Annotated in this window: 11 protein-coding genes; 2 read left to right on the top strand and 9 right to left on the bottom strand. The window is 64.8% G+C overall.

From position 1 onward, the window contains the following. Nucleotides 1–98: 98 nt before the first annotated feature. Together GRS80_RS06375 and GRS80_RS06370 are read right to left on the bottom strand one after the other, a co-directional pair. On the bottom strand, nucleotides 99–353 hold the full coding sequence (locus GRS80_RS06375; RefSeq protein WP_160046822.1) for an amphi-Trp domain-containing protein: 255 nt from the start codon (nucleotides 351–353) through the stop codon (nucleotides 99–101). Between the two features lie 201 nt (nucleotides 354–554). Continuing rightward, nucleotides 555–770: a hypothetical protein gene (locus GRS80_RS06370; RefSeq protein WP_149080516.1), complete on the bottom strand. Its 216-nt coding sequence runs from the start codon at nucleotides 768–770 to the stop codon at nucleotides 555–557. 204 nt (nucleotides 771–974) lie between these two features. Between GRS80_RS06370 and GRS80_RS06365 the strand changes: the two genes are divergently transcribed. Continuing rightward, nucleotides 975–1,688 carry a hypothetical protein gene (locus GRS80_RS06365; RefSeq protein WP_160046821.1) on the top strand — a complete coding sequence of 238 codons (714 nt, stop codon included), beginning with the start codon at nucleotides 975–977 and terminating at the stop codon, nucleotides 1,686–1,688. Between the two features lie 127 nt (nucleotides 1,689–1,815). Here GRS80_RS06365 and GRS80_RS06360 read toward each other — a convergent pair whose 3' ends face one another. Next, on the bottom strand, nucleotides 1,816–2,367 hold the full coding sequence (locus GRS80_RS06360; RefSeq protein ID WP_160046820.1) for a tRNA (cytidine(56)-2'-O)-methyltransferase: 552 nt from the start codon (nucleotides 2,365–2,367) through the stop codon (nucleotides 1,816–1,818). Nucleotides 2,368–2,484: 117 nt separating this feature from the next. Here GRS80_RS06360 and GRS80_RS06355 point away from each other — a divergent pair, with 117 nt between their 5' ends. After that, a complete protein-coding gene (locus GRS80_RS06355) occupies nucleotides 2,485–2,727 on the top strand; it encodes a hypothetical protein (RefSeq protein ID WP_343161474.1) in 243 nt (80 codons plus the stop codon). Nucleotides 2,728–2,931: 204 nt separating this feature from the next. On the opposite strand, the gene GRS80_RS06350 is transcribed toward GRS80_RS06355, so the two are convergent. The 6 genes from GRS80_RS06350 to acs (GRS80_RS06325) all read right to left on the bottom strand — a co-directional run bounded on the left by GRS80_RS06350 (nucleotide 2,932) and on the right by acs (GRS80_RS06325) (nucleotide 12,137). Next, nucleotides 2,932–3,393 (bottom strand): universal stress protein, encoded by a 462-nt coding sequence (locus GRS80_RS06350; protein WP_160046819.1) that lies wholly within the window; start codon nucleotides 3,391–3,393, stop codon nucleotides 2,932–2,934. Between the two features lie 2 nt (nucleotides 3,394–3,395). Continuing rightward, nucleotides 3,396–5,081 (bottom strand): cation acetate symporter, encoded by a 1,686-nt coding sequence (locus GRS80_RS06345; RefSeq protein ID WP_160046818.1) that lies wholly within the window; start codon nucleotides 5,079–5,081, stop codon nucleotides 3,396–3,398. After that, on the bottom strand, nucleotides 5,081–5,485 hold the full coding sequence (locus GRS80_RS06340; RefSeq protein ID WP_160046817.1) for a DUF4212 domain-containing protein: 405 nt from the start codon (nucleotides 5,483–5,485) through the stop codon (nucleotides 5,081–5,083). Before GRS80_RS06340 ends, GRS80_RS06345 begins: the two co-directional genes overlap by 1 nt. Before the next feature lie 72 nt (nucleotides 5,486–5,557). After that, nucleotides 5,558–7,534, bottom strand: coding sequence for an acetate--CoA ligase (gene acs / locus GRS80_RS06335; RefSeq protein WP_160046816.1), 1,977 nt, complete (start codon nucleotides 7,532–7,534; stop codon nucleotides 5,558–5,560). Between the two features lie 253 nt (nucleotides 7,535–7,787). Beyond that, the gene (locus tag GRS80_RS06330) at nucleotides 7,788–9,992 is read right to left on the bottom strand and encodes a bacterio-opsin activator domain-containing protein (RefSeq protein WP_160046815.1); all 2,205 of its coding nucleotides are present in this window, start codon (nucleotides 9,990–9,992) and stop codon (nucleotides 7,788–7,790) included. Nucleotides 9,993–10,160: 168 nt separating this feature from the next. Next, nucleotides 10,161–12,137, bottom strand: coding sequence for an acetate--CoA ligase (gene acs / locus GRS80_RS06325; protein WP_160046814.1), 1,977 nt, complete (start codon nucleotides 12,135–12,137; stop codon nucleotides 10,161–10,163). Nucleotides 12,138–12,152 lie beyond the last annotated feature (15 nt).

The following is a 12,152-nucleotide window of genomic DNA, read 5'->3' as shown; positions in this document are numbered from 1 at the left end:
CTTTTGAGGGACGCCTGGGGCGACTACCGTTCGTCGACCGACGTCGCGTCGCGGCGTGGACCTCCGTCAACGGGTGCGAGGAACCCACTCCCCGCCGATCAGGCGTCGTCTCCGGCGTGTACCTCCCACTCGAGGGAGACGGTGACCTCCTCGCGGTCGCCGCCGAGCATCGGCGAGCGTTCGTCGACTTCGATTCCGTACTCGAGGACGGAACTCGGCGAGAGCGTCAACGTCTTGTTTCCGACACGAACCTCGGCGTGAGTCTCGCCTCGGAGCTCCCGCGCGAGTTCCTGGAGCAGATCGGCTGCCTCGTCTCGCGAAACGTCCTCGTCGTGAGCGGTGGTCTCGGCCATGGATCGAGCGACACCGAACGCACACAAATAGCTTGGCTGGGAAGCGCCAGGCCCCCGTCAGCCGGTCTGGTGTCCGTCAGTTCCGGCGCACCCGCGACCCCTGGGCGGTCACGCCGGGACAGTGGGCCACCGCTCCGTGTCGGCCCTCGTCTCCCTCTCGGCTCGGTCGGGACTGCGGTTACGGAACGGATCTCGGTCCCGCTACTCGGTACTGTCTCCGTCCCGGATCGTTCGCCACCCGATGACGAGAAAGACGACCACGAGCGCCAGCGTGAGCCCGGACGTCAGCCCCATCGCGAACGCGGCGGGCAACGTGTGCCCGGTCACGAGCAGGCCGACAACGTTTACGACGACGAGAATCGCCCCGAGCATGTACCACTCTATCGCCGTTCCCGGCAACGACGCGATCGAACTCATACCTAGAGTGCGGTCCGGATCGATGAAAAAGTACCCCGGTTCGACGACGGTCGGTCGAACGGGCTCGGCAGAACCGCCGTCCGGCCAGCAGACCCGGTCACGGCACGACAAACCGAGATAGTAAGATGGACGGGGGCGATGCGGTGATGAGATGGACGTGGGCGACCGGTACGCTTACCTGGGAAATCGTCGTACCACCGACAGATGTCCCGTTCAGCCGCCCGACGGGTTCGAGACCGGTTCGACCCTGGAACCGTCGTCGTCGCCGTACTCGTCGTGGCCGCCCTCTCCCTGCTCGGTCTCGAGGTGTCCTCGACCGACGTCGTCCGTACGGTCGTGGCTGTCGCCGTCATCACCCCACTGTTCGGATACCTCCTAGAGCGCTCCGGCGTCGACATCGACCTCGGTCTCCTCGTAATCGCGCTGGGAGTGGTCGTCGGCTGGGGAGGGTACGGCCACCTTCAGGACGGCATCGGCTGGCTCGGCTGGCTCGGCTGGCTCCTGCTCGTGCTCGGCGGATGGCTCTGTCTCGAGGGACTCGATCGGTTCGTTCGTGACGACGGAGCCGACGACGCCGGTGGTGGTCGAACAGACGACGTGAGAGCTACGGCCGACGAGACGGACGACCTCTCGAGAGCCGAACTCGCGGAACTGAACGAGTGCAACCGCCGGCTGGTCGGGACGCTCCGAGATGCCGACCGTCCCCTGTCTGCCGACGAGATCCGATCGCGCGCGAACCTCACTCCGGGAGAGTTCGACCGCCTGCTCGAGATCCACGACGAGTCGGGTCCGATCGACCGTGTGGGGACCGGCTACACACTCGACGAGCGAGAGATGGGCCTCACGGGCATCCTGCGGACGATCGGACGACGGCTCCTCCGGCCGGTTCGCGTGCTTCGACCGGGGCGGCGAGCCTGATACGGATTGCTGTAACTGTGTACCGCAGCGCGCGGGACCCGTTCTCCGGGAGCGGCGGTACTGACTTACAGTAAACCGTATGACGCGAAGACAGCCTGCCAGACCGGCGTGGGTGTGACTCGAGGCGTTACCGATCGTCGTCGACGGGTTCGACGCGTTTGCCAGTCTCCATCGGAATCACCTGGTGTTCGGCTCCGACCCACTCGCGATCGAGTTCTCGGCCCTCGAACAGCCGGTCGAGGAAGACGGCGAGACCGGCGACCTCGGAGTGGGGCTGGTTCGTGACGCCGACGTTCCAGTCGGCGGCCTCGTAGACGTCGAAAGAAACCTTCTCGGAGCCGACGACGAGCAACAGCGCTTCCCCGTCCTCGCGGTGGGTCGTCCGAATCTCGCTTTCGACGTCCTGGACGCGTTCGCCGTACATCGTCAGGTGGACGACCCGACCGTCCCACTCGCGGATGATGGCGTTCGGGGAGTCCGTGAGTTCGACCGTAAACGGCCCGCCGAAGCGGTCGGTGATGTCCGCGACCGTCTCGAGTGACTGGCCGGCGTTGTCGGGGAAGTAGACCCGATCCGCACCGAGGGCGCGGGCGGTCAACCCGACGTGGGTCGTCATCCGTTCGTCCCGACCGGGGCGGTGACCCAGTCGGAGGACGGCGACCTCGGGTTCCTCGTACATACCAGGACCCAGACGGGGGCGAGGTTAGGGGGTTTCGTTTTCCCGAAAGGGTTTTTCGCGACCCCGCCGAATCGATCGGTCGATGACCGAATCCGAGCGAACGGGAGGAGGACGGCCGTGACGTCGGTTCGCGCCTGGCTCGAGGAGGCCAGAGCCCAGCGGTGGGGGATGTTCGTCGACCTCGTGTTCGCCGTCGGCTGGGTGACGATGGTTCATCTGCTCTTCGCGGTGCTCGAGGGGCCCGATTGGGCCTACTACATGTTCATGCTCGCGGGGATCGTCGCCTACTTCGGCTTCGTCACGAGCCTCGAGCACGCGACGGGCGAACGCGACCGGTCGGAGAACGATAGTAACAACTGAAACGATTTACACACAGATCGCCGAGCTCACGGATCACTGCGTTCCCCGCTCGCTATTCCGCGGTTCTCACTCACTTCGCTCGTTCCGAACCGCGCTTTTCGTCTGGCGATCGGGTGTGCAATGACTTTCAGTGGCTACTATAAGTTTGTGTTCGCTTCTCGAGGCCGAACGCACAACCGTATCCGTTCTCCTCGAGGGACTCGATCAGCTGTCCTGGCGGACGTCGACGACGAGTACCGGAATGTCAGTCGTCCTGAGCGTTCGTTCGGCGACGCTACCGAGGAGGGCGCGTCGAACGCCGCCGCGGCCCGCAGAGCCCATGACGATCAGATCGACGGCGTGATCGTCGGCGTACGTCGATATTCGCTTGTGGGGGTTGCCGGCGACGATGGCCTCCGTGACGTTCAGGTCGTGTTCGGCCGCCGCCTGGCTGACCTGAGAGACGGCCTCGGTCGCTCGTTCGCGGAGTTCCGGGAGGTCGTCCAGATCACCCTGTCGCAGACGGTCGACCTGTTCGGTGCCGACGGCGACGTCCATGGCGCTGATATCGACGACGTACAGCGCGTGTACGTCGGCGTCGTAGGTCGCCGCGAGGTCGATCGCGTGCTCGATCGCGTTCTCCGCCACTGTGCTTCCGTCCGTCGGAACGAGGATCGTATCGTACATGCTTACTCCTCCGTGGTGCCGCCGTCGGTGGCGACGTCTTCCGCTGTTTCCATCTGTTGCATCGGCTCGGGGCTGTGACACTGCCGAACGAGGCGTTTGACGTCCTGTGGTGGGTCGTCCGTGAGGATCGAGCCGACGATGATGACGACGAAGACGATCGGGACGCCGACCAACGCCGACGACGTTCCCGGCACCCAGGTTGCGAGCGCCGGGATCATCGCCTCGTCGACGCCAGTGTACATCGGAACGACGGTATCGTTGACGATCGCACCGAAGGAGACGAGCATCCCGACGAGCATCCCCGTGATCGCGCCTTCTCTCGTCGTATTCTCCCACCAGAGACCGAGGAAGAACACCGGGAAGAAGATGGTGCCGGCGATCGCGAACGCCATCGCGACGAGTTCGCCGATGAGCGCTGGCGGATTGAGTCCGATGAGAGTCACGAGGGCGCCGATCCCGAGGATCGTCGTTCGGCCGACGATCAGCTGCTCGCGCTGGGTCGCGTTCTCCCTGTAGAGGTTCGTGTAGATGTCGTGTGCCGCCGCCGAAGAGGCCGTGATGAACAGCCCTGAGGTGGTCGCGAGCGCCGCCGCGACGGCACCCGCCGCGACCAGCCCGACGAGCCACTCCGGCAGTCCGGCGAGCTGGGTGGTCAACACGACGAGCGCGTCGGCTTCCTCCCCGGACATCCCGGTGAATCCGCCGCCGTCCGTGACCTCGCGGTCGTAGAGCAATCCGCCGAAGGCGGCGTACGTCGCCGTCCCCCAGTAGAGCAGGCAGATGAAAAACAGCCCCCAGACGGTCGACCAGCGGGCGGTCCGTTCGTTGTCGACGGTGTAGAACCGAACGAGGACGTGCGGGAGTCCGCAGGTACCGACGATCAGGCTAAAGGCCAGCGCGATCCAGCCGTAGTAGCCGACGTTCGCGAACGGCTCGACGAACTGCGCCTCGAGGCTCGCCGCCTCGGCGACCTGCGGGCCGGCCTCGAGGTACGGTAACGCGATCGACCACCCTTCCGCCCAGCCCGTGGCGTAGAGTCCGAGCGTGAACGCGATGATGAGGATGACGTACTGGATGGCCATGTTCTTCGTCGTCCCGAGCATGCCCGAGAGTGCGACGTAGCCGATCGTGACGGCCATGAGTAGAATGACGCCCACCTCGTAGGAGACGCCGAAGATGTACTGAGCCATCAGCCCCATACCGCTTGCCTGACCGATCGCGTACGTAAAGGCGATCGCGAGCGTCGTGAACGCGGCGATGCCGCGGGCCCAGTCGGAGTAAAACCGATCGCCGACGAAGTCCGGGGCGGTGTACTTGCCAAAGCGGCGAAACTGCGCGGCCATGAAGATGAGCAGGATGAAGTAGCCGGTCGTCCAGCCGACGACGTACGCGAGCCCGAAGTAGCCCAGCGTCGCGACCAGCGCGGCGACGCCGAGATACGACGCGGCGCTCATCCAGTTCGCGCCGATCGCCATCCCGTTCTCGATGCTTCCGATTGACCGTCCCGCGACCCACAGTTCGTCGACCGCTGCGACCCGGAAGAAGTAGCCGACGCCGAGAAATACCGCCAGCATGACGACGACCATCAGCGCCGGAACGAGCTTGAACTCGCCCACGTCGAGTGCCGTCTCCTGGAGAACGACCGGTTCGAGTATTCCCGGGAGCGCCCCGGCAATCGTCCCGAGCATCAGTCGTCACCCCCGTCGGTCGCGACGGCTCCGCTCGAGTCGGTATCCGCCTCGTGGCTGATGCCGTACTTGGTGTCGAGTCTGTCACGTTGGGTCGCGTAGGCGACGGACAGCAACAGCGCACCAAGCGGTGTGACGATCGCCGTCAGGAAGAAATGAAGCGGAAACCCTCCGAGAACGGTCGTCTCGACCATGAAATCACTCGCAAACAGGATCGCCGTCGTCGGTCCGAAGACGACGACCACCCACGCGAAAAACGAGAGCCAGATTACCCGCAAGTGATCCCGCATGAACGGGGTGGCCGGTTTGAATATATTTATTTCCTCGTCGAGGTACGCTTCCGTCGTTGCGCCGCCGTCAGTTTCGACGGCGTCCGTCGAATTGTGGTTGTTATTATCTACCATTTCTCGAGCAGCTATTTGACATGTTTTGTTCGATATCCGGTCTTCCGCTGTTAGACGAGGAAGAAGCCGGGGTCAGTTGCTCTCGGCCTGTTCCGCGATGTCGTCGACGACGTCGGGGTTTCGCAGAGTCGAGGTGTTTCCGAGTTCGTTGCCACTCGCGATGTCCTCTAACAGTCGGCGCATGATCTTGCCCGAGCGCGTCTTCGGCAACTCCGGCGTGAAGATCACTTCCTCGGGTTTAGCGATCGGGCCGATCGAGTCGACGACCCCCTGGATCGCGCGCTCCGCTAACTCGTCACCGGCGTCGTAGCCGTCTTCCGGGATTGCATAGACGTAGACGGCCTCGCCTTTGATCTCGTGGTCGCCGCCGACGACGGCGGCTTCGGCGATACCTTCGACGCCGACGACCGCCGACTCAATCTCCATCGTTCCCAGCCGGTGGCCGGAGACGTTGACCACGTCGTCGACGCGCCCGAGGATGGTGATATAGCCGTCGTCGTCGATCTTTGCGCCGTCCTCGGGGAAGTATGTCCACTCGTCAGCGTCCTCGTCGGAGTACTCCTGCCAGTACTCCGTGATGAACCGGTCGTCGTTCTGGTACAGCGTCCGAAGCATCCCTGGCCACGGTTTGTCGACCATCACGTAGCCTGCCTGGCCAGCGTCGACTTCCTCGCCGTTCGCGTCGACCACCTTGGCACCGATGCCTGGCAACGGTGGCCCGGCGGATCCGGGTTTCATCGTGTTGATTCCCGGAAGCGTGGTGATCATCATCCCGCCCGTCTCGGTCTGCCACCAGGTGTCGACGACCGGACAGTCCTCGTTGCCGATGTGCTGGTAGTACCACTTCCAGGCGCGTGGGTTGATCGGTTCGCCGACGGTCCCGAGCAGCCGAAGCGAAGACAGGTCGTACCGTTCGGGATACTGCTTGCCCCACTTCATGAACGCCCGGATCGCCGTCGGCGCGGTGTAGAAGATGTCGACCCGGTTCTTCTCGACGATCTCCCACAGTCGGTCTTTTTCGGGGTAGTCGGGGGTCCCTTCGTACATCACCGTCGTCGTCCCGAGCGCGAGCGGCCCGTAGACGATGTAGGAGTGACCCGTGATCCAGCCGATGTCCGCCGAACACCAGTAGGTGTCTTCGGGTTTGACGTCGAGAACCGCCTGACTCGTCCAGGCGGTGTACGCGAGATAGCCGCCGGTCGTATGCTTGACGCCTTTCGGTTGACCCGTCGTTCCCGACGTGTACATCAGAAACAGCATGTCCTCCGCGTCGCGTGAGACCGGCTCGACCGACGCACCCGCGTGTTCGTCGACCAGGTCGTCGTAGTCGTGCTGGTTCGCCGACAGCGAGTGATCGAGTGCGTCTCCCAGACGATCGACGACCACGACGTCCGATACCTCGTGATCGACGCCCTCGAGGCCCTCGTTGGTCTTCGAAATGTGATCGAGCGCATCGCCGCGGCGGTAGTAGCCGTCGCACGTGACGAGGTACTCGCTGTCGGCCGAGTTCATCCGCGTCGCGAGCGCGTCCGCGGAGAAGCCCGCGAAGACGACGCTGTGTGGCGCGCCGATCCGGGCGCAGGCGAGCATCGCGATCGGCAACTCGGGAACCATCGGCATGTAGAGGGTGACGACGTCATCTTCCTCGACGCCGAGGTCTCGAAGCGTCGCCGCGAACGCCTCGACCTCGTTCAGCAGGTCGCCGTAGGTGTAGGTCCGCGTCTCTCCTAACTCACCCTCCCACTTGATCGCCGCCCGGTTCTTCGCGCCCTCCTCGACGTGGCGGTCGAGACAGTTGTACGAAGCGTTGAGCTCCCCTCCGGTGAACCACTCGTAAAACGGCGCATCGCCGTCCTCGAGGACGGTGTCGTACTCGCTGTCCCAGGAGAGCAGATCCGCCGCCCGTTCCCAGCACTCGGGCCAGTTCTCTTCGAATTCCTCGTATATCCCCGGATCCGAAACGTTCGCCTGCTCGACGAACGATTCGGGCGGCTCGAATTGCTCTTGTTCTTCGAGTCTCGCCTCGAGGTTGGCTTCCTCCGGTGTCATGTTACGTTCACACAATGTATAACCGTGATAGTAAAGCTGACCTCTAGTTGTACAAAGCCTGCCGGGTTCGTCGGCACGACGAGTCCGGGTTCGACGGTCGATATGCCCACGAAAACGGGGGTTGTTCGTGTGAGCGTCTGCCCGGGCGGCCCCCTCGAACGCGTGTTCGACGACGAACGGGTGATCGACTCTAGACGGTTAGTTTCGGGCCGAAGCGACGAGGTCCGACGGACTCGGGGTCGACGGGGGCGGCCTACGACGGATCGCGATCGTCCGACTCGGGGTCGTCGAAGAACGTCCGCAAGAGTTCGTGTTGCCCCTTCCGCAGGTGACTGTGCAGCGTCGGCGACGTGATCCCCATCGCATCCGCCACCTCCTCGGCCGTGCTCTCGCGGGGCCAATCGTAGTAGCCGCCGAAGTACGCTGCCCGGAGTGCGGCCTCCTGTCTGTCCGTGAGTCGATCTGCGATCCCCTCTCTGTACTCGCGTGCGGTCCGAACGGCTCGCTCCGTCTCGCGTTTGCCGATCAAACTCGAGTCCGGGTAGACGGCCCGGAGGCCGTCGACGATCGTCCGAATGTCGGCGTCGACGCCACACTCCGCGGTGATCGTCGCGACCCCGTCGTCGAAGACTGCGTCCGTGACCGTCGCACCGTACTCGGTCAGCGTCAGCGCCGGCGATCGACCGTCGAGAACGAACTCCACGCGGGAACGGCCTTCGCCGGCGTCGATCAGCCGGAACTCCTCGACGCTTGCGTTTTCCACCGCAAGATCGAACGCCTCGCCGGGGGACGCCCCCTCGAGTTGGAGGTAGTAGAGCTGTGTCGACTCGGAGACCGGAACGAGTGAATCGAGTTCGAACCGACACCCCAGTCGGCGCGACGCGTCGACGAAAAACGAACCCGCGTCGCGACAGGCCAGTTCGAGTTCGACGACGCGATCCGAGAGCATGTGTGTTCGCCGCCGAATCGCGCCGATCGCCGCGCCAATCTGACGGCCGACCGTCTCGAGCCACCGGCGTTCGTCCCCGTCGAACGCGCCGGTGCGATCGGTTCCGACTGTCAGCGTTCCGTACGTCGTCTCGCCCGTCGACAGCGCGACTCGCGCGAGCGAACCGTCGAACTCCTCGCCCTCGAGCGTATCCGAGACGCCGTTTACGATCGCTATCCGCCGTTCGGGCTCGCTAACCTCGTTCGCCCCGTCGCCTCGCCACTCCTCCGGGACGATCCGGTCGGCCGATGCAGGCGGAATTCCACTCGAGGCGCGCCACTCTCGGCGGCCGTCCGTCAGCGTCGACCGGTCGATCCAGGCGAACGAGTACGCGTCACCGGCTGCGAGAGCGGTACAGACGTTGGTCTCGAGTTCCTCGTGATTCGCCGAGTCGAGCAGTGCCTGGGTGATCTCGCGGTGACAACGGGCGATTGCCGTTCGGCGCTCGAGTTCCTCGCGTTCCGTCCTGAGTTCCTCGAGGCGGTCGTGGGTCCGCGAGACGTCTCGAACGAAGACGGCGAACCCGCTGTGACGGCCACGTTCGCCCCGGAGAGGGACGACGACTTCCGTCGCTCGAAACCGGGAGCCGTCCTCGTGGACGCGCCAGCCGTCGACCTCGTGGCCGGACTCCGCGATGGCCGACGAGAGGACGCGGTCGGGAACGCCGGCGTCGACGGCGTTGTCGGTGTAAAACGTCGAGACGTGCGTGCCGACGATCTCGCCGGCCCGGTAGCCAAACAGCGCGGCCGCGCTGCGGTTCCAGCGGTCGACGTACCCCTCGGCGTCGAGACGGACGAGCGCGTACCGATCGCTCGCGGCGAGCAACAGGCGGACGACGCTGTCGTCGCTGACCACCGAACCGGGCCGCCCAACGTTCTCCTCGGAGCGCGCGGGCGACGGACGTTCGACGGCCTCGAAGGCATCGACGAGTTCTGAATCGGTTGGCTCGCGAAGGTAGGACTCGAGTGCCTCGAAGCTCCGCCAGCCGCCCGCGGCTTTCACCGCCCGCGGGTTGACGTCGTGGTCGACGAGCGCACGTCGAGCGAAGAATCGCCTGAGATCGTTCGTCGAGACGTCGGCGAGGGCGGGTTCGTCGTGGATCTCACTCGCCCGGTCTGTGACGTCGGAGACGAGCATCTGGAGGCGACGCGGCGTCACGGAGAAGATCCGGTCGTCGGCGGTGAGTCCGTTGCTGCGGGCGTACCGCCGAATCTCTCGTTCGACGTGAGTCGGAAGGTAGGCCGTGCGTCGCTCGCGGTCGTCGTCGCCAGGAACTCGAACGAGATACCGCGGCGGATCGATCCGGACCTGTTCGACGTCGTCGACCGTCAGCCGGACGAGCTCCGCCGGCCCCAACCCGACTTCGCCACAGAGGCGAACGACGAGCGCCTCCCGGTACGTCTCGGCACCGTCGAGCAGCGTTTCGTACGCCCGACTCGAGAGCGGCGACTGGTCGGACCTCACGCCCATCTTTCGGTTATTCAAGAGTTGCGAACATAATTGTATCGGTAATTGGGGGAGTCTCGTGGAGGGTCGTCGCCTTTCGGCCGTTTGTTATCCGAAGACTCACACTATACCCGGAAATGAACCGAACTCCCTCGAAAACTTGTTTCGGATTTCTATATCGTGCGAAACCAGCTATCCGGCGTCGCGATCGGTGAGTATCTCACCCACGATCTCGGGGTTTCGAAGCGCGCTCGTGTCGCCGAGTTCCTCGTCGTTCGCGATGTCCTCGAGGAGTCGGCGCATGATCTTCCCCGAGCGCGTCTTCGGCAGCTCCGGCGTGAACACGACCTCGTGAGGTTTCGCGATCGGCCCGATCGCCGACTCGACGCTCTCGAGGATCAGTCGGCGCAACTCGGCGTTCGCCTCCGACCGGCCGCCGGTGCTGACGTAGGCGTAGATCTTCGTGTCGCCGCTGTCGCTCGAGCGACCGACCACTGCGGATTCGGCCACGCCGTCGACGTCCGTGATCGCGCTCTCGATCTCCATCGTGCTGAGTCGCCCCCCGCCGGCGTTGATGACGTCGTCGACCCGCCCGAGGATGGTGACGTAGCCGTCCTCGTCGACCGTCGCCGTGTCACCGCTCGCGTAGCGCCACTCGTCGGCGTCCGGATCGGAAAACTGCGCCCAGTACTCCTCGACGAACCGGTCGTCGCTGTCGTACAGCGTCCGAAGCATCCCCGGCCAGGGCCGCGTGAGTGTGAGATACCCCGTCTCGCCGGGATCGACCGACACCCCGTTCTCGTCGACCACCGCCACGCCGATTCCGGGCAGCGCGGGACCCGCTGCGCCGGGTTTCATCTCGTCGACTCCGGGGAGCGTCGAGATCGTCACCGCGCCCGTCTCGGTCTGCCACCAGGTGTCGACGACCGGACACTCCTCGCCGCCGACGTGCGTGTAATACCAGTTCCACGGGCGCGGACCGATCGGTTCGCCGACCGTCCCGAGCAGGCGAAGCGAGGAGAGGTCGTGACGGTCGGGGTACTTCTCCCCCCACTTCATGAACGAGCGAATCGCCGTCGGTGCCGTATAGAAGACGTCGACGGCGTTCCGGTCGACGATCTCCCAGAGCCTATCTCGGTCGGGGTAGTCGGGAGTCCCCTCGTACATCACCGTCGTCGTCCCCAGCGCGAGCGGGCCGTAGACGATGTAGGAGTGGCCCGTGATCCAGCCGATGTCGGCCGCACACCAGTAGGTATCCTCGGGTTCGACGTCGAGAACGGCCCTGGTGGTCCAGGCGACGTGTGCGAGGTAGCCACCCGTGGAGTGAACGACACCCTTCGGATCGCCGGTCGTCCCCGAGGTGTACATCAGAAACAGCATGTCCTCCGACTCACGTGCGACCGGGTCGACGGTCTCGCCCGAGAACTCCTCGCGGAGGTCGTCGTAGTCCCACTCGTCCTCGCCGAGAACGTGGGGGAGTTGCGCCCCGAGACGGTCGACGACGACGGTCCGAACGTCGGCCTCGAGCGAGAGTTTGGCGTTTTCGGCCCTGCTCTTCTGATTGAATGCGTCGCCACGCCGATAGTAGCCGTCGCAGGTGACGAGGATCTCGCTTCCCGCAGCGTCCATCCGGGTCGCGAGTGCATCCGCCGAGAGACCGGCGAAGACGACGTTGTGAGGCGCACCGATCCGGGCACAGGCGAGCATCGCGATCGGCAACTCGGGGATCATCGGCAGGTAGACCGTGACGACGTCACCGTCCTCGACGCCCAACTCGCGCAGGGCCGCGGCGAACTCGTTGACCGCGACATACAGGTCGCGGTAGGTGTAGGTCTCGCGCTCGCCGTGTTTCCCCTCCCAGCGAATCGCGACGTGATTCTTCCGTCCCGACTCGAGGTGGCGGTCGACGCAGTTTTCCGAGGCGTTCAGCGTCCCACCGGTGAACCAGCGATAGAATGGGGCGTCCTCGTCCTCGAGGACGGTGTCGTACTCCTCGCGCCACGAGAGGCGGTCGGCGGCACGTTCCCAACACGTCGGCCAACTGTCCTCGAACTCGTCGTAGATCGCCGGATCGGAGACGGTCGCCTGTTCGACGAACCGCTCCGGGGGGCTGCGAGACGTATCGGCGGGGATCGGGCGATCCGTCTCCCGCCCGTTCCGATCGACCATGTCTCGTTCCGACCG

Source organism: Natrialba sp. INN-245 (assembly GCF_009807105.1).
In the GTDB taxonomy this organism is placed as follows: Archaea; Halobacteriota; Halobacteria; order Halobacteriales; family Natrialbaceae; genus Natrarchaeobius; species Natrarchaeobius swarupiae.
This window is presented reverse-complemented; position numbering and strand designations above follow the sequence as displayed.

Excerpts from the sequence above, each read along its gene's own strand:
- acs (WP_160046816.1), bottom strand. The coding sequence starts at position 7,534 with ATGACACCGGAGGAAGCCAACCTCGAGGCGAGACTCGAAGAACAAGAG.
- GRS80_RS06350 (WP_160046819.1), bottom strand. The coding sequence starts at position 3,393 with ATGTACGATACGATCCTCGTTCCGACGGACGGAAGCACAGTGGCGGAG.
- acs (WP_160046814.1), bottom strand. The coding sequence starts at position 12,137 with ATGGTCGATCGGAACGGGCGGGAGACGGATCGCCCGATCCCCGCCGAT.
- GRS80_RS06330 (WP_160046815.1), bottom strand. The coding sequence starts at position 9,992 with ATGGGCGTGAGGTCCGACCAGTCGCCGCTCTCGAGTCGGGCGTACGAA.
- GRS80_RS06340 (WP_160046817.1), bottom strand. The coding sequence starts at position 5,485 with ATGGTAGATAATAACAACCACAATTCGACGGACGCCGTCGAAACTGAC.
- GRS80_RS06360 (WP_160046820.1), bottom strand. The coding sequence starts at position 2,367 with ATGTACGAGGAACCCGAGGTCGCCGTCCTCCGACTGGGTCACCGCCCC.
- GRS80_RS06375 (WP_160046822.1), bottom strand. The coding sequence starts at position 353 with ATGGCCGAGACCACCGCTCACGACGAGGACGTTTCGCGAGACGAGGCA.
- GRS80_RS06365 (WP_160046821.1), top strand. The coding sequence starts at position 975 with ATGTCCCGTTCAGCCGCCCGACGGGTTCGAGACCGGTTCGACCCTGGA.
- GRS80_RS06345 (WP_160046818.1), bottom strand. The coding sequence starts at position 5,081 with ATGCTCGGGACGATTGCCGGGGCGCTCCCGGGAATACTCGAACCGGTC.
- GRS80_RS06370 (WP_149080516.1), bottom strand. The coding sequence starts at position 770 with ATGAGTTCGATCGCGTCGTTGCCGGGAACGGCGATAGAGTGGTACATG.